The 22,130-nt window shown below is 63.7% G+C and carries 17 protein-coding genes and 1 riboswitch; of the genes, 5 read left to right on the top strand and 12 right to left on the bottom strand.

Translation table 11 applies throughout. The features are described 5' to 3' along the window. Nucleotides 1–83 precede the first annotated feature (83 nt). Entirely contained in the window at nt 84–797 is a 714-nt protein-coding gene (locus IC234_RS01105) for a GAF domain-containing protein (RefSeq protein ID WP_190921990.1), read from the bottom strand. A gap of 401 nt (nt 798–1,198) precedes the next feature. Between IC234_RS01105 and IC234_RS01100 the strand changes: the two genes are divergently transcribed. Next, on the top strand, nt 1,199–1,666 hold the full coding sequence (locus IC234_RS01100; RefSeq protein ID WP_190921989.1) for a hypothetical protein: 468 nt from the start codon (nt 1,199–1,201) through the stop codon (nt 1,664–1,666). 62 nt (nt 1,667–1,728) lie between these two features. Here IC234_RS01100 and IC234_RS01095 read toward each other — a convergent pair whose 3' ends face one another. From IC234_RS01095 to IC234_RS01080, 4 genes are all read right to left on the bottom strand, one after another. Beyond that, nucleotides 1,729–3,183, bottom strand: coding sequence for an amino acid permease (locus IC234_RS01095; protein ID WP_190921988.1), 1,455 nt, complete (start codon nt 3,181–3,183; stop codon nt 1,729–1,731). Between the two features lie 177 nt (nt 3,184–3,360). Beyond that, nucleotides 3,361–4,380, bottom strand: coding sequence for an LLM class flavin-dependent oxidoreductase (locus tag IC234_RS01090; protein WP_190921987.1), 1,020 nt, complete (start codon nt 4,378–4,380; stop codon nt 3,361–3,363). Between the two features lie 140 nt (nt 4,381–4,520). After that, the gene (locus tag IC234_RS01085; protein ID WP_190921986.1) at nt 4,521–5,516 is read right to left on the bottom strand and encodes an ATP-grasp domain-containing protein; all 996 of its coding nucleotides are present in this window, start codon (nt 5,514–5,516) and stop codon (nt 4,521–4,523) included. A 354-nt stretch (nt 5,517–5,870) separates the two neighbouring features. Continuing rightward, a riboswitch (SAM riboswitch) is annotated at nt 5,871–5,963 on the bottom strand. Between the two features lie 103 nt (nt 5,964–6,066). Further along, complete coding sequence (locus tag IC234_RS01080; protein WP_190921985.1) at nt 6,067–8,046, bottom strand: TonB-dependent receptor plug domain-containing protein; 1,980 nt, start codon at nt 8,044–8,046, stop codon at nt 6,067–6,069. A gap of 202 nt (nt 8,047–8,248) precedes the next feature. Between IC234_RS01080 and IC234_RS01075 the strand changes: the two genes are divergently transcribed. Beyond that, nucleotides 8,249–10,726: a M1 family aminopeptidase gene (locus IC234_RS01075; protein ID WP_190921984.1), complete on the top strand. Its 2,478-nt coding sequence runs from the start codon at nt 8,249–8,251 to the stop codon at nt 10,724–10,726. Between the two features lie 100 nt (nt 10,727–10,826). On the opposite strand, the gene IC234_RS01070 is transcribed toward IC234_RS01075, so the two are convergent. The 5 genes from IC234_RS01070 to IC234_RS01050 form a co-directional block, all read right to left on the bottom strand. Then, the gene (locus IC234_RS01070; RefSeq protein ID WP_190921983.1) at nt 10,827–11,522 is read right to left on the bottom strand and encodes a carbonic anhydrase; all 696 of its coding nucleotides are present in this window, start codon (nt 11,520–11,522) and stop codon (nt 10,827–10,829) included. A gap of 89 nt (nt 11,523–11,611) precedes the next feature. Beyond that, nucleotides 11,612–13,243: a SulP family inorganic anion transporter gene (locus IC234_RS01065; protein ID WP_190921982.1), complete on the bottom strand. Its 1,632-nt coding sequence runs from the start codon at nt 13,241–13,243 to the stop codon at nt 11,612–11,614. Between the two features lie 156 nt (nt 13,244–13,399). Further along, nucleotides 13,400–14,809 (bottom strand): sensor histidine kinase, encoded by a 1,410-nt coding sequence (locus tag IC234_RS01060; RefSeq protein ID WP_190921981.1) that lies wholly within the window; start codon nt 14,807–14,809, stop codon nt 13,400–13,402. A gap of 123 nt (nt 14,810–14,932) precedes the next feature. Continuing rightward, nucleotides 14,933–15,610 carry a response regulator transcription factor gene (locus tag IC234_RS01055; protein WP_190921980.1) on the bottom strand — a complete coding sequence of 226 codons (678 nt, stop codon included), beginning with the start codon at nt 15,608–15,610 and terminating at the stop codon, nt 14,933–14,935. Nucleotides 15,611–15,669: 59 nt separating this feature from the next. Continuing rightward, entirely contained in the window at nt 15,670–15,846 is a 177-nt protein-coding gene (locus IC234_RS01050) for a hypothetical protein (RefSeq protein WP_190921979.1), read from the bottom strand. Between the two features lie 348 nt (nt 15,847–16,194). On the opposite strand from IC234_RS01050, the gene IC234_RS01045 reads away from it, so the two are divergent. From IC234_RS01045 to IC234_RS01035, 3 genes are read left to right on the top strand one after another with little or no spacing between them, the layout of a single operon-like run. Then, complete coding sequence (locus tag IC234_RS01045; RefSeq protein ID WP_190921978.1) at nt 16,195–16,788, top strand: (2Fe-2S)-binding protein; 594 nt, start codon at nt 16,195–16,197, stop codon at nt 16,786–16,788. Nucleotides 16,789–16,812: 24 nt separating this feature from the next. Continuing rightward, nucleotides 16,813–17,838 carry an FAD binding domain-containing protein gene (locus tag IC234_RS01040; protein WP_190921977.1) on the top strand — a complete coding sequence of 342 codons (1,026 nt, stop codon included), beginning with the start codon at nt 16,813–16,815 and terminating at the stop codon, nt 17,836–17,838. Next, a complete protein-coding gene (locus tag IC234_RS01035) occupies nt 17,835–20,078 on the top strand; it encodes a xanthine dehydrogenase family protein molybdopterin-binding subunit (RefSeq protein WP_190921976.1) in 2,244 nt (747 codons plus the stop codon). The genes IC234_RS01040 and IC234_RS01035 overlap by 4 nt, the downstream gene beginning before the upstream one ends. A gap of 75 nt (nt 20,079–20,153) precedes the next feature. On the opposite strand, the gene IC234_RS01030 is transcribed toward IC234_RS01035, so the two are convergent. Next, nucleotides 20,154–21,038 (bottom strand): NAD(P)H-binding protein, encoded by an 885-nt coding sequence (locus IC234_RS01030; protein WP_190921975.1) that lies wholly within the window; start codon nt 21,036–21,038, stop codon nt 20,154–20,156. Nucleotides 21,039–21,141: 103 nt separating this feature from the next. After that, nucleotides 21,142–22,011 carry an AraC family transcriptional regulator gene (locus tag IC234_RS01025; protein WP_190921974.1) on the bottom strand — a complete coding sequence of 290 codons (870 nt, stop codon included), beginning with the start codon at nt 22,009–22,011 and terminating at the stop codon, nt 21,142–21,144. Nucleotides 22,012–22,130 lie beyond the last annotated feature (119 nt).

Below are 22,130 nucleotides of genomic sequence, written 5' to 3'. Positions count from 1 at the left end.
ACAAAAATACGTGTTAAAAAGGTCGTTTTGCCACCGCGTCGGCCGCCCGCCGGTGGGGCCCGGGGGCAGCAGCGGCGGCGGCCCTACGGCCTGGGCACGGCCTGCAGCTCGCGAAACAAGGTCAGGGCCAGGTAGCGGGCTTCTTCCAGGCGCGAGTCGTTGTAGCGGCGAGCCTCCTCGGTGTCGGCGGAAGGCTCCCACTGGCGCAGCTCGGCCAGGGTGTTGAGGCGGGTGAGCGACTGCTGCAGCGGCACATCGATGCGGGCGCGAAGCGCCGGCGTGAGCGCCGGGTCGGCAGCCTGGGCGGCTTGCAGGCGCAGCAGCTCCTGGGCCACCTGGGCCAGTTCTTTCAACAGCGCCTGCTCCATGGCCGAGAGTTGCCGGGGGCGCCGGTCAATGACGCACAGGGTGCCCACGGCCATGCCATCGGGCGCCCGCAGGGCCTGGCCGGCGTAGAAGCCCAGCTGCAGGTGTTGCGCCACGTAGGGGTTGACCAGATTGCAGGGCTCGGCGGCGATGTCCGGGAATTGAGAGATGTCGTCGTTGAGGATGGCCACGGAACACATGCTGTCCTCGCGGTCTACCACCAGCGCTTCGGGCAGGCCCGTGTTGCCGATGAAAACCACATCGGCGGCTCGCACCAGGCTCACCAGCGCAATGGGCATGTCGAAAAGCTTTGCCACCACGCCCACGAAGTCGTTGAACAACGCCTGCCCGGGCGTACCCAACACTTGGTAGGGCTGCAGAGCGGCTAGCCGCTGGTGCTCGTAGGAAGGAATGAGTTCGGGGTATTGCAAAATTTTAACCAAAAAATCGAAACGGGTGCCGCATGAGCGAGGCGACAAATGTCGTGCAAAATAGCATGAATGGGGGGCCGGCGCCAGCCACGCCAAGCGAATGGCGCGGTTTAGGCCGTGAGCGACGGCTCTCACCAAGCCGATGTTTCTCGTCTATTTAAAGCAGTTGATACAGTATTCCTTTGTGGGGCACACTGTTTAGGCAATTGCAACGGTCACTTCAAAACCAGTCAATCGCAGAAACCCCAAACGTGCCCGTTGCCCTCCGTCTGGCCGCCCAAGAAAATCAGCTGCACGCGGCAGCGACCTCATCCCTTGGCCAGGCATTGCCGTTAAGAAACCAAACCGGCATTCTTTGCCGAACACCGGCCGTTTTTTTCCTTCACCCATTCCCTTGCTCCATGGCTCGCACCGTCGTAGGCTTATTCCACTCCGCTACCGAAGCGCAACGCGCCGTTGAACAATTGCTGGCCGCTGGCTTTCAACGCTCTGCCTTGGACCTGGCCACCCAAGACACGCTGCGGGCCGCGCACCTGACGCCCGAAACGGACCCGCCCGCCGAGCCCCTGGGCACGGGCTTCATCCGCTTCTTCACCAACCTGTTTGCCGGCAACGAAAACGCCGACGCCCAGGCCCACATCAGCGCCGCCCGCGCCGACAGCGCCGTGGTGACTGTGAACGCCGCCACCGAGGAGGAGGCGAACCGCGCCCGCCAAGCGCTGGACCAGTGCGGTGCCGTGGACGTGTACAAGCAAGCCGTGGCCGCGCCGACGAGCGACTCCGCCGACGATGTGGTGGACCTGGAAGGCAGCCTCAGCCGCGTGCGCGACGATGCCGAGCTGGATGCCAACGGCCTCACGACGCACTAACGCAAGCAACTGACAAACAGAGTTATTTGCCTGACGCTTTGGCATTGACGCGGGCTGTGCCGCTACCTGGTTGCGCCGGTTTGCGCCAGGCGAAGCTTGCTGTGCTTTTTGCCGTAGCCGAAATAGATGAGCATGCCCAGCGCCAGCCACACAATGAGGCGCAGCCACGTTTCCCAGGGCAGGGAGGCCATCATCACGAGGCACACCACGATGCCCAGGATGGGCACCACCGGCACCCACGGCGTGCGGAACGAGCGTGGGGCGTCGGGGTTGGTGCGGCGCATGATGAGCACGCCCAGGCACACCATCACGAAGGCCAGCAGCGTGCCGATGCTCGTCATTTCGCCCACCACCGAAATGGGCACAAAGCCCGCAAACAGCGCAATGAACAGCCCCAGCAGCAGGCTGGACTGAAACGGCGTGTTGAACTTCGGGTGGATGCGCGAAAACACCGGCGGCAGCAACCCATCCTTCGACATGGAAAAGAACACCCGCGACTGGCCCAGCAAATCGACCAGAATGACGGACGTGTAGCCCACGAGAATGGCCAGAATCACGGCTGAGGACAGCCAGGCGTACGGCGTCTTCTCGATGGCAATGGCCACTGGGGCCGCGCTGTTTTTGAACTCGGTGTAGTTGGCCAGGCCCGTGAGCACGTGCCCAAACAGCACAAACAACACCGTGCACACCGCCAGGGAGCCGAGGATGCCGATGGGCATGTTGCGCTGTGGGTTCTTGGTTTCCTGGGCCATGGTGGCCACAATGTCGAAGCCAATGAACACGAAGAAGATAACGCCCGCCCCGCGCAGAATGCCGCTCAGGCCAAACTCGCCAAACGTGCCGGTATTAGTCGGAATGTATGGTTGGTAATTGGCAGGGGCGATGTATTGCCAGCCCAGTGCGATGAACACCAGCACCACCGCCACCTTCAGGGCCACCACCAGCGCGTTGAACCAGGCCGAGCCTTTGGTGCCGCGCGTGACAATGGCCGTGATGGCCAGCACAATGAGCATAGCCGGCACGTTCACAAACCCCGAAATCGTGCTGCCATCGGCCAGCTTGGCACTTTCAAACGGCGACATCACCAGTTGCGCCGGAATGTGCAGCCCATACTTGCCCAGAAACTTGATGAGGTACTGCGACCAGCTGATGGCCACCGTGGCCGCCCCCACCGAGTATTCAAGCACCAAATCCCAGCCAATTATCCAGGCAAACAGCTCGCCCATGGTGGCATACGAATACGTGTAAGCCGAGCCCGAAACGGGCACCAGCGCCGCAAACTCGGCGTAGCAGAGCGCCGAAAAGGCGCAGCCCACGGCCGCCACCACGAAAGAAAGCGTCACAGCCGGTCCGGCGTTGTTGGCAGCGGCTATGCCGGTGAGCGAAAACAACCCCGCTCCAATAATTACGCCGATGCCGATGGCAATGAGGCTGATGCCGTTAAGGCTGCGTTTGAGGGTATTAGCCCCCGTTTCGGCCGCTTCGGCACGAAGCAGCTCGAGTGATTTTTTAAGCATGAAAATGGGTAAACGCGCCGGTTAGGGCACGTTGAAATGACGAATAATCGAATGTCATGCAGAGCGCAGCGAAGCATCTTACCCGCCGCCGCTAATCAAAGAGGCCTTCGCAATTGAAGGCATTGACTGCGAGCAAAATGCTGCGTTCTGCATGACGTTCTTTTCATTTGCAGCAGCTTACGCCAGCACCTGGATAACCGACTCGGAAAACCGCTCCATTTCCTCCAATTGCGGGCTGGCTTGCAGCAGAAAGAAGTCCACGCCCACCTGCTCGAAGGCCCCGATGCGGTCCTGCAGCTGGGCGGGCGTGCCGGTGAGGCCCGTGCGCAAGCCGCGGTTCGACACCGAATAATCCTGTAGCGACACCTGCTGCTCCAGCTGCGTGCCGGCCAGCCACTGCTGGTAGTTGCCGTAGCCCGAGGCCGAGGCCTGCACGTTGGTGATGCGGTCGAGCTCCTTTTTCACAGCCTGTTCGGTTTCGCGCACCACGGTGTAGCCGGCCACGCCAAACTTCATGGGCGGCAGGCCTTTCTGCTCGCGGCGGCGGCGCATGTCGGCAATGCGGGCCCCAATCTGCTCCGGCGAGTCGCCGTGCATCACGTAGCCGTCGCACTGGCTCGAAATGAGGTCTTTGGCCGCTTCCGACTCGCCGCCGGCGTATAGGAACGGCGCCTTGGCCGGCTTGGGCTGCAGGATGTTGTCGGCCACCTGGTAGTACTTGCCCTGGTAGCTGAAATGGTCCTGCTTCCACACGTTGGTCACCACGTCGAGCCACTCTTTGGTGCGGGCGTACCGGTCGTCGTGTTGCTCGAAGTGCAGGCCGTACTTGGTGGCCTCGTCGCGCCACCAGCTACTCACCACGTTGAGCGACAGGCGGCCTGGCGCAATCAGGTCGATGTTGGCGGCCTGCTTGGCCAGCAGCGCGGGGTTGTGAAAGGTGGGGCGCACGGCCACCATTATTTCCAGCTGCTCGGTGACGGCGGCCAGGGCGGCGGCCGTGCTCCAGGCTTCCAGCGAGGGCGCTTCGGTGCCCTTGATGTCGTTCAGGTACAATTCCGCAATCAGCGTGAGGTCGTAGCCCCAGGCCTCGCTGCGCTGCGCCAGCTGCTTCACGTAGCTCCAGTCGGTGGGCATTTGCTCGTCTTCAACGTTGCGCAGCCAGCCCCCAAAAATGGGCATCCAATATCCAAATTTCATGGTACAAAACGATAATGAACAATCGTGCGGAGCGCAGTCGAAGCATCTCTACCTGGTGAGAAGTCAACTTCGCTGCAACGAAGCGGTAGAGATGCTTCGACTGCGCTCCGCATGACCGTTCTTGATTGCTGATAAGCGACTTAAGCCGTAGCCAGTTCTGCCTGCACGGCGGCCGGCGCCGCCGCGGGCAGCTGCGACTCCAGGTAGTCCACAAACCGGGCGTAGGGGTCGAAGCCGACCACGTTCACGGCGTCGGCCACGAAGTTGGACAGGGCGTTGATGTCGTAGAACAGGACGTCGCCGGTGCGGTCGTCAATCAAGTATTCGATGCCGCCCACGTCAATTTTGGCGGCGGCCACGATGCGCTCCACGGCGGCAATCACCTCGGCTGGCGGCGTGAAGGCCTCCACCTGGATGCCTTTCTTGGGCGCTTCGGTCAGGCAGAATTCGGCCGACTGCTCTTCCGGAATCTGGCAGATTTCGGCTGGGCACAGGTTGAAGCTTTCGCCGGTGGTGTACACCTTCATGGCGTAGAGAAACTTGCCGTCCAGCGTTTCGACGCGGTGGATGTGGCCGCCGCGGGGCGTCACGTATTCCTGCACCAGCGCGGTCTGGTCGATGCCGAGGTCAATCTGGTTGTTGTCGACGGCGGCCTGCAGGCCTTCCGGCGTGTCGAAGCGGATGATGCCCGCGCCGCTGCCGCCGATGTTCACCTTCACCACCACCGGAAAGCGCAGCTCGCGGGCGGCGTCGACAGCCCGTGAGGCGTGGTTAATCACAAACGACTTTGGGTACTTCAGCCCCAGCGACTCGAACAGCGAGAGCTGCCGGGCCTTGTTCGTCTCAATGGCCGTGGCCGCCGAGCCGTTGATGATGCGCGTGCCAATGCGCTCCAAATGCGTGGCGTAGCCGGCCGTGTGAAAAATGCCCTGCCCGTGCCCGCGCAGGTAGGCCGACGAGCTCATGCGGTTGACCACGAGGCTGTAGCGGCTTTCCTTTTCGGCAGGATTGAAGAGGTGGTGGGCGGCATCGATTTTCTCGTAGGGCAGCCCGCGGCGGTCCAGTTCCGCGAAGAGCGGCTTGAACCATTCGGGGTGTTCGAAGTAGATGCCAATGGGCTTTTGAGCAGCAGACATAATGGAAATGACGGGGTTGAAACGTAGGCAAGCGGGCACGCTGCTCAACGCAGGTGGTGAACTGGCAAAGCCCGACATGAGACAGGAATGGAATTGCGCAGAGCAAGGCGCTGAGCCGGGGTCGGAAGAGGCCGAAACGCCGAGGCGGGCAGGCCGGACGCCGCACACGGCGGCCCGGCGAAGCCAACTTGCTCCGAACTCAGCTTTGGCTACCCGCGATGAAAAAACTACAGCGGGTTAGGCCGGACAACAACAGCAACAACACGCCATGCCAACGCAACGCATGGCAGCGGCGCGGGCACGAAAAGCGGCAAGAAAAACGGGCTGGTTGTTGGGGGCTTCCACGGCAACTTGTTTTTATATGGTCAGGAATTGGCACCGTGCCCGCGGTTGCGGGTGGTTGCCGGCGCGTCTTAGAGCCTGTCTCTCAGCGCCTCTGTATAAAAACAATCCTTCAGGGAGAAAGAATTGATACGGCAAAGATACAGCAGAAGCCCCCGACTTGTTCCAAATCGGGGGCTTCTGCTGTTTTTGAGTTAGGTAGTGCGCGCTAGTTGCGCAGGGCTAGTCGCACGCCGGCCATTAGCCAGCGGCCGGGCATCTGAGCGCCCAGCAGGTCGGAATATTGGGCATTAAACAGGTTCTGGGCCTGCCCTACCACCCACACGCGCCCGGGCAGCAGCGCCACGTCGAGGCGGCCGTTTATCACCACGTAGCTGGGCGTCAGCTCCGCGTCGTTGACGGTGGCGCTGGGAGTGGTGCGCTGGCCGGCGCGCTGCTTGTACACGCCCCCCACGCCCACGCTGAAGCGCCGGTGCGTCAGGCTCACGTTGCCGGTAATCAGCTGCTTGGCCACGTTGCTCAGGTATTGCGACACCACGTCGCCGGCCACGTCCAACTGGGTGTAGGTGTAGCCCAGGCTGCCGTCGAGCCGCAGCTGGGGCGTGAGCTGGGCGCGGGTGGTGGCTTCCAGCTCCAGGCCCTGGGTGGTCACGGCAAACAGGTTTTCGGCCAGCCGGTAGGTGGCGGCGGGGTTGAGGTTGGTGAGGCCCGTGGCCTCAATCACTTGGCTGCCGGACTGGCCCACGTAGTCAATCAGGTTGCGGCCGTAGCGGTTGAAGTAAGTGGCGCGCAGCGTGAGCACCGGCAGGGGCTGAAAATCGAACCCGCCCTCGTAGCTCCAGGTGCGCTCCGCGCTGAGGTTGGGGTTGCCGATGTTGAAGCCCGAGGGCACCGTGCCGGGCCGGATGGACGAGTAGTACTGCTCCGTGAAATTGGCCGCCCGAATGGCCCGGCCCACGGCGCCGCGCACCGTGAGCTTCTCCCCCACCTGCTGGCTAGCCGTGAGCTGGGGCACCACTTCGGTGCCGTAGGCTTGGTCGTGGTCGAGGCGCAGGGCGGCCGTCAGGCTCAGGCCCGGGGTTGGGGTGAGGCCGGCCACGGCAAAAGCGCCCTGGTGCCACACGGCGTGGCGGCCCTGGTCGTTGCTGCGCACGGCGCGGCGGTCGGCCTGGCCGCCCAGGGTCAGGCGCACTTTGTCCGAGAGGGTGAGCTGGTGCTGGCCCTGCACGTTGAGGTAGTGCATGAGGTGGCTGCTGGCCACCGAAGCGGGCGTGTAGAGGTAGTAGTCGGTGCTGGCGGTGCTCACCAGCTGCAGCTCGGTGCGGGCGCGGGCGTTCCAGTCGTAGCGCAGCTGGCCCTGGTACCAGTCGCGCGCCGTGGTTTCGCGGGCCCGGTCGCCGGCTGCGGTGGTGTAGAAATTCTGGGCATTGTAGTCGCGCCGGTCGAAACTGGCGCGGGCAGCGGCGCTCAGCTTTTCGCTAATCTGGTAAGCCCCCGATAGCGAGTAGGTATTGAGCTTAAAATCGTTGCGCCCGCCGCCGGGCAGGTTCAGCTGCTGGCCGCTGGCCGTGTTGTTGAGGATGCCGCCGGCCAGGCGCAGCCCCTTTTCCTGGCCGTAGAAGCCGGCGTTGGTGCTTTTCAGGTCGTATTCGCCGGCCAGGAAGGTCCCGCCCAGCTCCACGGCATCGGGGCGGTGGGTGGCGGCAAAGGTTTTGGTCACGATGTTGACGAAGCCGCCCACGGCGTCGGGGCCGTAGAGGGCCGCGCCCGGCCCGCGCACCACTTCAATCTGCTCAATCTCGGCCGGCGTGATGGGAAAGTAGCCCGCAAAATGGCCGGTGAGCGGGTCGTTCAGCCGCATGCCGTCCAGCAGAATCAGGACCTGGTTGAAGGTGGAGCCGCGCAGGGTGATGTCGGCCTGGGTGCCAAAATTACCGCGGCTCTGCACTTCCAGTGCCGGCAGCAGGCGCAGCAAGTCGTCGAGCGAGGCCACGGGGTACTGGCTCAGCGTGCGGCCCGGAATTACGGATACGTAGCGGCCCGTCTGGCCAGCCACTTGGTTCAGGCGCGAGCCGTACACCGTCACCTCGCGCAGGCTGCGGGCGCTGTCGGCCGGGGCAGTCTGGGCGAACGAGTTAAGGGCAAAAAATGAGCAGAAAAGTGGCGTAGCGTAGCGAATTGGTCGCATTAAGCAGGAGGTTGATGAGGGTACAAACTTACTGTCGCCCGGCTCGGCGCGTCCGTTCCCTCCCGGCCCCGGCAGCGCGGCCCCGGCATCGCGGCACAGACTCGCGGCGCCCACGCTACTTTCGTGGCTGCGCCAAGCAACTCCTACGCCGCGGCCCGGTCCTTCGCGCGAACTCCCATTTTCACTCACCGCTGTTCTCTGAATGAAACATCTTTCTCTGCTGGGCCTGCTTGGCCTCGTAGCCACCAGCGCCGCCTATGCCCAGGCCCCCGGCGCCAAGTCCGAATCGCCCTACCGTGCTTCGGCCACCAAGATTAACGACCTGGTGCACACCAAGCTCGACGTGCGCTTCGACTACGCCAAGCGCTACCTCTACGGCAAGGAGTGGGTCACGCTCAAGCCCCACGCCTACCCCACCGATTCGCTGCGCCTCGATGCCAAAGGCATGGACATCAAGGCCGTGGCCCTGGTGACCGGCGGCCAGCAAACCGCGCTCAAGTACAACTACGCCGACGGCATGAACCTGCGCATCAACCTGGGGCGCACCTTCAAGCCGGGCGAAGAATACACCGTTTACCTCGACTACACCGCCAAGCCCGACGAGCTGAAAGTGCAGGGCTCGGCCGCCATCACCGACGCCAAGGGTCTGTATTTCATCAACCCCGACTCAGCTACGGCCGGCAAGCCGGTGCAAATCTGGACGCAGGGCGAGACCGAGGGGTCGTCGGCCTGGTTCCCCACCATCGACCGGCCCAACCAAAAAACCACCGAGGAAATCTCGATGACCGTGCCCGCCAAGTACGTCACGCTCAGCAACGGCAAGCTGGTGAGCAGCACGCCCGCCGGCCCCGGCCTGCGCACCGACACCTGGAAAATGGACCTGCCCCACGCCCCCTACCTGTTTATGATGGCGGTGGGCGACTTCAAAATCTACAAAGACACCTGGCGCGGCAAAGAGGTGAATTATTACCTCGAGCCCAAGTATGCGCCCTTCGCCAAGCAGATTTTCGGCAACACGCCCGACATGCTGGAGTTCTTTTCCAACCGCCTCGGCGTGGAGTACCCGTGGAACAAATACAGCCAGATTGTGGCCCGCGACTACGTGAGCGGCGCCATGGAAAACACCACCGCCACCCTGCACGGCGAGCAGGTGCAAATGACCGACCGCGAGCTGCTGGACCGCCAGTACAGCAGCGAGTCGGTGATTGCGCACGAGCTGTTTCACCAGTGGTTTGGCGACTACGTGACGGCCGAAAGCTGGTCCAACATCACCGTGAACGAGACGATGGCCGACTTCTCGGAAGGCCTCTACGCCGAGCACAAGTACGGCCAGGAAGCCGCCGACGCCCACTACCACACCTACCTGCGCCGCTACCTGAGCTCGCCGCGCGATGCCGCCAAAACCCTCGTGCGCTTTCACTACGACCAGCAGGAGGAAGTATTCGACCTGGTGAGCTACCAGAAGGGCGGCGCCATCATGGACATGCTGCGCACCTATCTGGGCGACGACGTCTTCTTCGCCGGCCTGCAGAAATACCTCAAGGACAACGCCTTCGGCAACGGCGAGGCGCACCAGATGCGCTTGGCGTTCGAGGCCGTGTCGGGCCAGGATTTGAACTGGTTCTGGAATCAGTGGTACTACTCGCCCGGCCACCCCGTCGTGACCATCGACTACGCCTGGGACGCGGCCAAGAAAGTGCAGTCCGTGACGGTGAAGCAGACCCAGCCGGGCACGCCCTTCCAGCTGCCGTTCACCATCGACTACTACGTGGGCGGCAAGGCCATTCACCAGGCCGTGACCATGACCGAAGCCACTCAGACCTTCAGCATGCCCCTCGCCGCCAAGCCCGAGCTGGTGAACGTAGACGCCCGCAAGAAGCTGCTCTGGAACAAAACCGACAACAAATCGGCCGCCGAATTTGCCTACCAGTACAGCCACGCCCCGCTTTTCGTGGACCGGCGCGAAGCTGTAACGGCCGCCGCCAAGGACCAAACCACCAACGCCGCTTCGCGCGCCGTGCTGCTGGCGGCCCTCAACGACAAGTTCTACGGCATCCGCAGCGTGGCCGTGCAGGCGCTGAAAATGGACGACAAAACCGTGGCCAAAGCCGCCGCGCCGACCTTGCGCAAGCTGGCTGCCAATGAGCCGAACACCAACGTGCGGGCCCAGATGTTTGCCGCGCTGGCGCAGCTGAAAGACAAGAAGGACGAAAAGCGGTTTAGCCAGAACCTCAACAGCCAGTCCTACAACGTGCAAGCCGCCGCCTTGAAGGGATTGGCCACCGTGCAGCCCGCGCAGGCCCTGGCCCGCGCCAAAGCGTTGAAAACCGACGGCAACGCGGCCCTCGACCAAGCCGTGATGCAGGCCTACGCCCAGGGGGGCGGCGCGGCCGAGTGGGCCTACGTGCGCGACCAGTTCGACGCGGCCCGCCCCCAGGCCCAGTTTGGCATGATAGAGCCCCTGGCCACCATGACCGGCCGCCTCGACGACGCCACCGCCTTCGCGGAGGGCATCAGCCGCCTCAAAGGCCTGGGCGTGAAGTACAAGATGTACGGCGCCGACAAGCCCATCATCGAGCAGTTGAAAGCCATTGCCGACAAGAAGGCCAAAGGCGCCAACGCCGCCACGGCGAAGGAGCAGGTCGACAAAGCCATTGCCGAAATCGAAGCCGCGAAGTAACCCTTCTTCGCTGCTTCGGCCGTGCTGGCCCACAAAAAAGCCTGCCGCAACGTGCGGCAGGCTTTTTTGTGGGTGCTTGGAAAGGAAAACGGGGGTAACGTTAGGCTACCGATTGCGGCTCGGACTGGGGCGCGGGCGCGGCCTCCTCCTCGGCTTCCACCGGCGACTCGGTGCCGTAGATGTGCTCCATCTCGCTGAATACGGCGGAGTTGTCGACCTGCAGGTCTTTCAGCACGCCGTCGGCGATGTCGTACACTAGGCCGTGCAGCCGGGGCGGGTTTTCGCCGCGCATGGCGTTCTGGATGATGTTGGTTTTGGCCAAGTTGCGCACCTGTTCAATGACGTTGAGCTCCACCAGGCGACGGGCCCGCTGCTGCTCGTCTTTGATGCGCAGAATCTCGGTTTCGTGGGTGCGAATAACGTCGCGGATGTTGGTCAGCCAGTTGTCAATCAGGCCATATTGCTTGTTGCTGGCCGCCGCGGCCACGCCGCCGCAGCCGTAGTGGCCCACTACTAAGATGTCTTTCACGCCCAGCACTTCCACGGCGTATTGCAGTACGCTGAGCAGGTTCATGTCGGTGTGTACCACCATGTTGGCGATGTTGCGGTGCACGAACATCTCGCCCGGGCCGGTGCCGGTGATGCCCGAGGCCGGCACCCGCGAATCGGAGCAGCCGATGAACAAGTACTTGGGATGCTGGCCGTTGGCCAGGCGCTTGAAGAAGTCGGGGTCCTGGGCGTTTTTATCCGCCACCCACTGGCGGTTGTTTCTAAGAATTTCCTCTACTCCGGACATGGGTTGAGACTTTTTTGAAATGAGCGAACGTGCTGGCACGATGATACGGAATTAAAAAGAAAACGGAGAAAAAAGCGGGGCCCGAAGGCCTAATGGCTGCCCACCGCCACCGAGCGTATGCCGCGCAACTCCAGCTCGACGTGGCGCTCCGGCGCCACCTGACGAAACGACTCAATGGCTTCGAGCACGTCGTGGTCGATGTCGGCCGACTGGCTGCCGTCGAGGATGACGCGGCTGCCGGCGGGCAGGGCCTCCAGCGTGTTCACGATGCTGGCCTTGTTGAGAAACGACACGTGCTCGGAAAGGCGCAGGTGCAGGGTGCCGGGCTCGTGGTCGGGGGTGTCGCGGCTCAGGAAATACGCTTGTTCGGCGTTGGCTTTCAGAATGAAGAAGAAGCCCACCACCAGGCCCACGCCCACGCCTTTCAGCAGGTCGGTGAAAAGGATGGCCACGATGGTGACAATGAAGGGGATGAACTGCGCCCAGCCCAGCTTGAACTGCGTGCGGTAGAGCGCCGGCTTGGTCAGCTTGAAGCCCACCAGCAGCAGCACCGCCGCCAGCGCCGACAGCGGAATCAGGTTCAGCACCGAGCCCAGAAACAGCAGGCTGGCCAGCAACAGCAAGCCGTGGATGAAGGCCGACAGCTTGCTCTGGCCGCCCGCGGCGATGTTGGCCGACGAGCGCACAATCACGGCCGTGAGGGGCAGGCCGCCCAGCAGGCCGCTGATGACGTTGCCCACGCCCTGGGCCATCAGCTCGCGGTTGGGGGGCGTGCGGCGCTTGTGCGGGTCGAGCTTGTCGACGGCTTCCACGCTCAGCAGGCTTTCGAGCGAAGCCACGATGGCAATGGTGAGGGCCACGCCGTAGGTGGCGGGCCGGGCAAAGGCGCCAAAATCGGGAAACGACATCTGGGCCATCAGCTCGCTCAGCGACGACACCACGGGCAGCTTCACGAGGTGTTCGGGGCGCACCTGCATGTCGGGCGCCACGGTACGCAGCAGTTGGTTGATGCCGATGGACGTGAGCACCACCACCAGGGCGGCCGGCACTTTTTGCACCAGCTTGAAGCGGCGCAGCGCGGCCGTGTCCCAGAGCAGCAGCAGGGCCAGCGACACGAAGCCCACCAGCACCGAGCCCGGGCTCAGCCCCTTGGCCGCCGCCCCAATGGCCGAGAACGTATTCAGGCCATTGAACTGCAGGAAATCCATGTCCTCAAAGTAGTCGGTATCGGCGCCGAGGAAATGAGGTATCTGTTTCAGAATCAGAATCAGGCCAATGGCCGCGAGCATGCCGCGGATGACGGCCGCCGGGAAATACAGGCCGATGACGCCCGCCCGGGCCACGCCCAGCAGAATTTGCATAGCGCCGGCCACCACCGTGGCCGCCATCACCGCCTGAAACGAGCCCAGCGAGGCAATGGCGCCCAGCACTATCACCGTGAGGCCGGCGGCCGGGCCGCTCACGCTCAGCTGTGAGCCGCTCAGCCAGCTCACCACCAGGCCGCCCACAATGCCCGTGACCAGGCCGGCCAGCAGCGGCGCGCCCGAGGCCAGCGAGATGCCCAAGCACAGCGGCAAGGCCACCAGGAATACCACCAGGCCCGCCGGCGCGTCCTGGCCAATGGTCCCAAAAACGCCCTTGGCAGGCTCGGGTGCGGCCGAAGGCGCCGGCGCAGCGATGGGGGTACCCGTGCGGGTGGGCGTGGAAATAATCTGGGACATGAGCGATAACCTGAACGATAGAACTAGATAAAAAACAAGAAGCCGGTGGCGCAAACGCACCGGCTTCTTGTTTTTCGGAATCCATCGCAAGGTTACGGGCCCGCTATTAAGACGAAATTAAAGACGAATTAAAAGGGCATTAAAAGGCCGACGCCCTCATTTGCCCGGCGGCAGGGGCCACTCCAGCCACACGTGGGTGCCGTGGCCGGGCTCGCTTTCGAGGCGCACCGTGCCCCCGTGCAGCGCCATGATGCGGGCCGCCAGCGGCAGCCCAATGCCGTGCCCCGGCACCCCACGGGCCGAAGCCGCCCGGAAAAACGGCACGAATACCTGCTGCACGTCGGCCGGCGGCAGGCCGGGGCCTTCGTCCGTCACGAGCAGGGCCAGGTGGGAAGCCGTGCGGGTGAGGGTGGCCGTGACGGGCCGCCCCGTGCCCGCCGAAAACTTGCAGGCGTTGTCCAGCACGTTGAGCACGGCCGAGAGCAGCAGCGTTTCGTTGCCGTGCACCACAAAGGCGCTGGCGTCTTCGCCATCGCCAAAATTGAGGTCGACGCGGCAGGTGGAATGGCGGCGCAGCAGCTGCTCGTGGGCCTGCAGCAGCAGCTCGTCGAGCCGCACTTCGGCCATGGGCACCTGCGAGGGGTCGTCGGACGCCCGCGCAATGGAAAGCAGGCCGTTGGTGAGCTGGTTGAGCTGCCGGGCCGAGTCGAGGGTGCTTTGCAGCACGCGGCGGTACTCGGCCGGGGGCCGTTCGGCCTGCAGCAGCGCCACTTCCAGCTCGCCGATGAGGGCCGTGAGCGGCGTGCGCAGCTCGTGCGAGGCGTCGCGCACAAACGTGCGCTGGCCCGCAAAGGCCGCCTGCAGGCGGTCGAGCAGGCGGTTGAAGCGTTGGGTGAGGTGGCCGATTTCGTCGGTGCTGCCCGCGCCCTGGGTCAGGCGCTGGCTCAGGTCGGTGGCCGTGATGCCGTCGACCTCGCGCACCATGCGCCGCAGCGGCCGCAGGGCCCGGCCCGCAAAAAACCAGCTCCCGAGGCCCATCACCACCAAGGCAGCCAATAAGCCCAGCACCAGCAGGCGCCGCAGTTCGCCCAGCTGCTGGCGGCTGTCCTCATCTACCGACGAGGCCACCACCACCAGCGGGCCCAGGCGCGGGTCGCGGTAGAGCAGGCCCACGGTTTCGTGGTAGTTTTTTTCGGGTTCGAGCACGGCGCGGCCGTTGCGGCGCACCTCGGCCAGCCACTCGATGGGCACGGGCTTGGCCGCCCCCTGCCCTTCCCGAAACACCAGGCGGTTGGTTTGGTCGTACACGCGGCCTTCTTCGTCGGGCAGGGTGCGGTAGAGCTGGCGCAGGTAGCGGCGGTAGAGCGCGGGCGGGTTGCCTTCGTGCTGGTTGCGCTGGCCTTCGGCATAGGCGTGCCCCACCACCAGCGTGCGCTTAAACAGGCTTTGGGTGAACAGCGCGCGCCGCGACTGCAGCGTGGCAAAGTAGACACTCAGCGCAAACAGGAGCAGTATCACGGCCAGAATCAGCCCGAACTGCAGCGCCAGACGAAGGCGAATGGACATGGATTGATGGGTTGGTTTTGTGATGTGCTGATGTGCTGATGCGGATACCGATGTTCCGATTACGCCCCCTTTGCCCGGCCACAAGGCCGAAAAAGCACATCAGCACATCAAAACATCAGCAAATCAATCCACTTTCATCACGTAGCCCATGCCCACCAGCGTGTGAATGAGCTTGGGCTCGAAGCCTTTGTCGACTTTTTTGCGCAAAAAATTGATGTACACGTCAATCACGTTCGAGCCGGTGTCGAAGCTCATGTCCCAAACGTGCTCCAGCAAATCGGCGCGCGACACCACCCGGCCCTGGTTGCGCAGCAGGTACTCCAGCAGCGAAAACTCGCGGGCCGTGAGCTGAATGGCCTGCCCCGCCCGCTCCACGCGCTTGGCGCTGGGGTCGAGGCTGAGGTCGGCCAGGTGCAGCACGGCTTTGGGGGCGGGGGCTTCGGTGCGGCGGCGCACCAGCGCCCGCAGCCGGGCCAGCAGCTCTTCAAATGCAAACGGCTTGACGAGGTAGTCGTCGGCACCGGCGTCGAGGCCGCGGATTTTGTCGTCCGTTTCGCCCAGGGCCGTGAGCATGAGAATGGGCACGCCGGGGTCGTGGGCGCGCACCTGGCGGCACACTTCCAGCCCGCTCAGGCCGGGCAGCATCTGGTCCAGAATCAGGCAGTCGTAGCGCGTGGACTGGGCCCGGCGCAGGCCCAAAAGGCCATCAGAGGCTAGGTCGACGGTGTATTCCTGCTCGGTGAGGCCCTGGTGCAAAAACGCCGCAACGGAGGGCTCGTCTTCAACTAAAAGGATTTTCATGGGGCCGGAAGGTAGGGCCTAGCCCGCAATTCCGGCGCGGCCCGCGGCCGCCGGCTAGCTTAGCGGGCAGCCGGAAGGCCGGACGTTTCGGTTGCGGCGGCGGGGCTGGCAGTGCGCTCGGCCGGCTGCGGGGCGGCCCCGAGCGGCGCGGCCTGCAGCCGCACTCCGGCGGCCAGCAAGACGGAAAGAATCAACGCCAGGTAAAACCGAAAGTGGTGCTGAAAGTTGGCGAGCATCGGGGAGGGAACAACGGTGAAATGGAACGACCGACGGGGCCAAAGCCAATTATTTATCCCGAAATTACCTTTTCCTGGCTGTGGCGAAAAACTCGGCTAGCCGAGCATACTTTTCTGCCGGTCCAACGGCGGGTTCTTCTCGGTGAGGGAATTAGCCCAAATTCTGCCTTCCTCGCCCTGGCCAACAGTGCGCGGCCCAAGCGCGATATGGGCCACCCGAAACCATGGCGGGTGGCTAGGCCAAGCAACATTATGGGCTCGAAGGCACGTATACCAAATACGGCCGTGGGTAGAATGCGCTGATTGCGAGTGCTTTTTCCAGGCTCTCACTTTCTTTACTTCCACGTTATGAGCCACGTTACCCAAGCGCCGCTCGGCCGCCCGCCGGTGGCCCTGGCCCCCACCCAGACCGTTCGCCTCAACATCAATGGCCAGGCCCACACCCTCCAGATTGCGCCCTGGACCACCCTGCTCGACGCCCTGCGCGAGTATCTCGACCTGACGGGCACCAAGAAAGGCTGCGACCACGGCCAGTGCGGCGCCTGCACGGTGCTGGTGGACGGCAAACGCATCAATTCCTGCCTGTCGCTGGCCGTGATGCACGAGGATTCGCACATCCAAACCATTGAGGGCTTGGGCACGGAGGACAAGCTCAGCCCGCTGCAGCAGGCGTTTATCGACCACGACGCCTTCCAGTGCGGCTACTGCACGCCGGGCCAGATTTGCTCGGCTCAGGGCCTTCTCAACGAAGGCAAGGCCAAAACCGAAGCCCAGGTGCGCGAGCTGATGAGCGGCAACGTCTGCCGCTGCGGGGCCTACTCGAATATCCTGAGCGCGGTAATGGAAGTGCTTAACAACGAAGGATTACTCATTGAGGACAACGCCTGGTCGGCCGGAGCGGCAAACCAAGACATGCCCCCGGTTGAGCCGCCGAAGAAATAATCCTTCACCCCTCATTTCAGTAAAATGAACAGTTTCACTTTCACCCAAGCCACGGCCGTGGCGGACGCCGTGCAGGCTAACGCCGCGCACGACGACGCGGCCTACATCGGCGGCGGCACCAACCTGATTGACCTGATGAAGGAAAACGTGGCCCGGCCCACGCACCTCATCGGCCTCAAAAAGCTGGGCCTCGACGCCATTGAGAACCTGCCCGACGGCGGCCTGCGCCTCGGCGCCCTCGCCACCAACGCCGACACCGCCTGGCACCCCGAAGTAGAAAAGCGCTACCCGCTGCTGAACCAGGCCATTTTGGCCGGGGCCAGCCCGCAGCTGCGCAACATGGCCACCGACGGCGGCAACCTCATGCAGCGCACCCGCTGCTACTATTTCTACGACCTGGCCACGCCCTGCAACAAGCGCGAGCCCGGCTCGGGCTGCTCGGCCATTGGCGGCTACAACCGCGTGTGCGGCATTCTGGGCACCAGCGACCAGTGCATTGCCACGCACCCGTCGGATATGTGCGTGGCCCTGGCCGCCCTCGACACCACCGTGCGCGTGAGCGGGCCGAACGGCGAGCGCACCATCAAGTTCGAGGATTTCCACCGCCTGCCCGGCGACCAGCCCGAGCGCGACAACACCCTGGAGCCCGGCGAGCTCATCACCGGCCTCGACCTGCCCGCTAAGGGCTTCGAGAAGAATTTCAGCTACCTGAAACTGCGCGACCGCACCAGCTACGCCTTTGCGCTGGTGAGCGTGGCCGCGGCCCTGGAGCTCGACGGCGACACCATCAAAGATGCCCGCCTGGCGCTGGGCGGCGTGGCCCACAAGCCCTGGCGCGACAAGGAGGCCGAGGCGATGCTCGTGGGCCAGCCCGCCACGGCCGACACATTCCGCCGCGTGGCGGCCAAGGTGCTGGCCCCGGCCAAAGGCTACGGCGCCAACACGTTTAAGATTGAGCTGGCCAAGCGTGCCATCGTGCGCGCCCTCAAGCAAGCCACCGAAATGAATCAGTTGGTTGACACCGACGCCTTCCAAAACTCGAACCCATGAGCCACCACACCACCGACTACATCGGCAAACCCACCAACCGCGTCGATGGCCCGGCGAAGGTGGCCGGCACCGCCAAATACGCTGCCGAGTTCAACGTGCCCAACCTGCTCTACGGCTACGTGGTGAGCAGCCCGATTGCCAAAGGCAAAATCACGAAAATTGACGCCGCCCCGGTGCTGGCGCTGCCGGGCGTGCACCAGGTTTTCTCGCACGAAAACGTGCCCTCGCTGGCTTGGCTCGACCGCAGCTACAAGGACGACGTGGCGCCCGGCGGCTCGCCCTTCCGGCCGCTGCACGACGCCGAAATCAAATTCAGCCTGCAGCCCGTGGCGCTGGTGGTGGCCGACACGTTTGAGCTGGCCCGCTATGCGGCGTCCATCCTGCACATTGAGTACGAGGAGGTGGCCCACGAAACCGAGCTGGCCAAGCACCTCGACGAGGCCTACGAGCCCGGCCGGGGCAAAACCGGCTACAAGCCGCCTAAGTCGCGCGGCAATTTCGGCAAGGGCTGGAAGGAGGGCGTGGCCCACATGGAAGCGCAGTATTCGCACCACGCCCAGCACCACAATCCCATGGAAATGTTTGCCAGCACCGTGGAGTGGCTGGGCGATAAAAACCTGAACATCTACGACAAAACGCAGGGCGCTTTCAACAGCCAGCAGTACGTGATGAAGATTTTCGGGCTGAGCAAGGACCAGGCCCGGGTGATTTCGAAGTACACCGGCGGCGGCTTTGGCTCCGGCTTGCGGCCGCAGTACCAGCTGTTTCTGGCGGTGCTGGCCTCGCTGGAGCTGCAGCGCTCGGTGCGCGTATCGCTCACCCGCGAGCAGATGTTCAGCTTCGGCCACCGGCCCGAAACCCTGCAGCACGTGGCCCTGGCCACGGCGGCCGACGGCTCTCTCACCGGCATCAACCACGTGGCCGTGGCCGAAACCTCGCAGTTTGAGGATTTCACCGAAAACGTGGTGGGCTGGAGCGGCACGCTCTACGACTGCCAAAACGTGGAGCTGGGCTACCGCCTGAGCAAGCTCGACGTGTTTTCGCCGCTCGACATGCGCGCGCCCGGCGCGGCCTCGGGCTCCATCGCCCTGGAAATTGCGATGGACGAAATGGCCTACGCCGCCGGCCTCGACCCGCTCGAATTCCGCATCCGCAACTATTCCGATTTCGACCAGGCCCAGAACCTCCCCTACTCCAGCAAGGCCCTGCGCAAGTGCTACGCCGAGGGCGCGGCCAAATTTGGCTGGGAGAAGCGCACCGCCGAGCCCGGCTCGATGAAGGACGGCAACCTATTGGTGGGCTGGGGCATGGGCGGCGGCATCTGGGATGCCTCCAAGATGCCCGCCACCGTGAAAGCCAGCCTCGACGCCGACGGCCACCTCACCGTGAGCAGCGGTACCAACGACATCGGCACCGGCACCTACACCATCATGACGCAGATTGCGGCCCAGAGTATGGGGCTGCCCCTCGAAGCCGTGACCTTTGTGCTGGGCGACACCACGCTGCCGCAGTCGCCCCTGCAAGGCGGCTCCTGGACGGCCGCTTCCGTGGGCAACTCGGTGGTAGAAGCTTGCTCCAAGCTCGGCGAAGCCCTGCTGAAACAGGCCCAGCAAATGGACCACCCGGCTTTCAAAGACGCCAAAATTGAGGACGTGGAGTTCGCCAACGGCCAGCTGCGCCTGCGCGCCGACGACACCCAGGCCGTGGTGCTGCGCGACCTCGTGCAGGCCAGCGGCGAGCCCAAAATCGAAGCCGAAAACTCCACCGTGCTGGCCAAGCTGGAAATGCTGAAGCCCCCCAAATACTCCATGCACGCCCACAACGCCGTGTTTGTGGAAGTGAAAGTGGACCCGGAGCTGATGACCGTGCACGTGACGCGCGTGGTGAACGCCGTGGCCGCCGGCCGCATCCTCAACCCTAAAACGGCCCGCAGCCAGGTGCTCGGCTCGGTGGTGTGGGGCATCAGCAGCGCGCTCATGGAAGAATCGGTGATGGACCACCGCTTCGGCCGCTACATGAACCATAACTACGCCGAATACCACGTGCCGGTGAACGCCGACATTCACGACATCGACGTGGTGTTTGTAAGCGAGGAAGACGACAAGGTGAACCCGCTCGGCGTGAAAGGCCTGGGCGAAGTGGGCCTGCTGGGCGTGGCCGCTGCCGTGGCCAACGCCATCTACCACGCCACCGGCAAGCGCGTGCGCGACCTGCCCGTCACGATTGACAAGCTGCTGTAAATCAAAATATATCTACAGAAAACGCCCCGAAACCGTGAGGTTTTGGGGCGTTTTTTTTTGAATCTTTAATCAATTCTAGGCCTGAAACGCCGCCGCAAATTCCTGGGCAAAATCCTCCAGCTTCACCCGGCCCAGTTGGGGCTTGTGCTGCTCGTAGTCTTCGCCCAGCGTGCCGTTACCGATGCTGGCGTAAATGTCGACCACTTCGGTCGCCCGGGTGGCAGGCAAGCCGACGCGTTCCAGGTTTTCCTGCATCTGCTCGTTGGTGAAGGCCACCCAGGGCAGGTCGGGCCGGCCGATGGCGGCGCCGAGGACGCGGGCCACGTCATTCGCCGTCCGCTCGTCGCTGGCCACGTAGCGCACGTGCCGGCCGGGCGTGGCCGGGGCAGCCAGCTCATCGGCGGCGGCGCTGGCAATGTCCTGCGTGTGCACGAAGGCCACCCGCGTATCGGCGGCGTAGTTGACGCCGATAATGCCCCGGGCTTTTATCAGGCCGATAAAGCTGAGCATGTTGTAATAGAACGAGGTGGCCCGCAGGTGCGTGAGGGCCAGGCCGGGCAGCTCGGCCAGAATTTCCTCCACGTCGTGCGTGCCGATAATGCCGCCGTTGCCCTCTGAAAGGTGCGCACCCCAGCTGCTGAGCTGCACCACCCGCCGCACTCCCGCCGCCCGAATGGCCTGGGCGTAGCTGCGCCCGATTTGCTGATGGTACGCCCGCGAATCGGGCGTGCCGAAGCTGGGGGGCACCATCAGGTACACGGCATCGGCGCCGCGGAACGTGGCGGTGAGGAACGCCACGTCGTGGACCGAGCCGATGGCGGCCGTGGCGCCCAAAGCTTCAATTTCCGACTGCCGCTCCGCCTTGCTGCTGATGAGGGTGACGGCGTGGCCCTGCTGCACCAGCTCGGTGGCCAGGGGCTTGCTGATGTTCCCGAGGGAACCAGTTACGATGATTTTCATGGGGCAAAGCTCTGGCCGGCGGCAGGCCGGCGAAAGGGCCAAACGGCGGGAAGATTGGGCCCAAGTGCGGCAGGCCTCACATGGCCGGGCAAGTGACGGCTTTCTACAGCCGCTGCCGGAAGGCCGCCGGCGAAACGCCGGTGTTGTTTCTAAAAAACCGGCCGAATGTGGACTGGTCGGCAAAATGCAGGGTATCGGCCACCTGGGCAATGCTCAGGGCCGGGTTTTGCAGCAGCACGTTGGCTTCGAGCAGCACGGCTTCGGCCAGCCACTCCACGGCGCGTTTGCCGGTCACTTCCTTCACGGTTTCGGCCAGGTGCTTGGGCGTGATGCAAAGCCTGTCGGCGTAGAAAGCCAGGCTGCGCTCGGTGGCGTAGTGGCGGCTGGCCAGCTTCTTAAATTCAGCGGCAATGAGCTGACTGCGCGTTTGAACGGCACTTCCCGAAACATGCCCGGCACTGTAGATGGGCGCGATTTCGTGCAGCAGAATGTGGATGAGGCTGCGCAGAATTTCCTCGCGGTAGGCATGGGGCGCCGCGTATTTCTGCCCAATGCTGCGCAGCACCGCCCCGATGCCCTCGGCGTGGGCGGGCGTCAGCGGAAACACGTGTCGGGCATCCCGCTCGAAAAAGGCAAACGAATTCAGGTTCAGACTGCTGCTGGCTGAGATAAACTCCTGGGTAAAAAAGATGCTCAGCCCTTCAAAATCAGCCGAGAAAGAAGGCCACTGCTTGATGACGTAGGGCGACAACACCATCAGCGAGCCGGGGCCCAGCTCGTAGGTTTCGAGGTCGACTTGCAGGCGGGCCCGGCCGCGCAGCACCAAGCCAATCTTGTAATAATTGCTGCGGTACGGCCGGTGGATGGGCAGTTGCGACGGCGCGGAGTCCGGCCCCAAAAAGAGCACCGCCGCCGGCTTTTCACCGGGCTCGGCCAGGGCGCTTAATTGATAGATGGGGATGTTAAGGCTCATGAAAGGCAATATTACCCGCCATTGGGCGGGTGGCCTGCTGCCAGCCCAAACCACCTCCGCAGGCCAGTGGTTTTCATAACCCAGCCCCGCCACCAGGCGTATTCCTGGCTCCACCCGCT

Origin of the sequence: Hymenobacter armeniacus (assembly GCF_014699055.1) — a bacterium.
Classification (GTDB): Bacteria; Bacteroidota; Bacteroidia; order Cytophagales; family Hymenobacteraceae; genus Hymenobacter; species Hymenobacter armeniacus.
Note: the sequence above shows the minus strand (reverse complement) of the source record. Positions and strands in the feature narration are given on the sequence as shown.

What these genes read in the sequence shown, in the direction of transcription:
- IC234_RS01100 (WP_190921989.1), top strand. Translation starts at nt 1,199, where the DNA reads ATGGCTCGCACCGTCGTAGGCTTATTCCACTCCGCTACCGAAGCGCAA.
- IC234_RS01095 (WP_190921988.1), bottom strand. Translation starts at nt 3,183, where the DNA reads ATGCTTAAAAAATCACTCGAGCTGCTTCGTGCCGAAGCGGCCGAAACG.
- IC234_RS01090 (WP_190921987.1), bottom strand. Translation starts at nt 4,380, where the DNA reads ATGAAATTTGGATATTGGATGCCCATTTTTGGGGGCTGGCTGCGCAAC.
- IC234_RS01085 (WP_190921986.1), bottom strand. Translation starts at nt 5,516, where the DNA reads ATGTCTGCTGCTCAAAAGCCCATTGGCATCTACTTCGAACACCCCGAA.
- IC234_RS01080 (WP_190921985.1), bottom strand. Translation starts at nt 8,046, where the DNA reads ATGCGACCAATTCGCTACGCTACGCCACTTTTCTGCTCATTTTTTGCC.
- IC234_RS01075 (WP_190921984.1), top strand. Translation starts at nt 8,249, where the DNA reads ATGAAACATCTTTCTCTGCTGGGCCTGCTTGGCCTCGTAGCCACCAGC.
- IC234_RS01070 (WP_190921983.1), bottom strand. Translation starts at nt 11,522, where the DNA reads ATGTCCGGAGTAGAGGAAATTCTTAGAAACAACCGCCAGTGGGTGGCG.
- IC234_RS01065 (WP_190921982.1), bottom strand. Translation starts at nt 13,243, where the DNA reads ATGTCCCAGATTATTTCCACGCCCACCCGCACGGGTACCCCCATCGCT.
- IC234_RS01060 (WP_190921981.1), bottom strand. Translation starts at nt 14,809, where the DNA reads ATGTCCATTCGCCTTCGTCTGGCGCTGCAGTTCGGGCTGATTCTGGCC.
- IC234_RS01055 (WP_190921980.1), bottom strand. Translation starts at nt 15,610, where the DNA reads ATGAAAATCCTTTTAGTTGAAGACGAGCCCTCCGTTGCGGCGTTTTTG.
- IC234_RS01050 (WP_190921979.1), bottom strand. Translation starts at nt 15,846, where the DNA reads ATGCTCGCCAACTTTCAGCACCACTTTCGGTTTTACCTGGCGTTGATT.
- IC234_RS01045 (WP_190921978.1), top strand. Translation starts at nt 16,195, where the DNA reads ATGAGCCACGTTACCCAAGCGCCGCTCGGCCGCCCGCCGGTGGCCCTG.
- IC234_RS01040 (WP_190921977.1), top strand. Translation starts at nt 16,813, where the DNA reads ATGAACAGTTTCACTTTCACCCAAGCCACGGCCGTGGCGGACGCCGTG.
- IC234_RS01035 (WP_190921976.1), top strand. Translation starts at nt 17,835, where the DNA reads ATGAGCCACCACACCACCGACTACATCGGCAAACCCACCAACCGCGTC.
- IC234_RS01030 (WP_190921975.1), bottom strand. Translation starts at nt 21,038, where the DNA reads ATGAAAATCATCGTAACTGGTTCCCTCGGGAACATCAGCAAGCCCCTG.
- IC234_RS01025 (WP_190921974.1), bottom strand. Translation starts at nt 22,011, where the DNA reads ATGAGCCTTAACATCCCCATCTATCAATTAAGCGCCCTGGCCGAGCCC.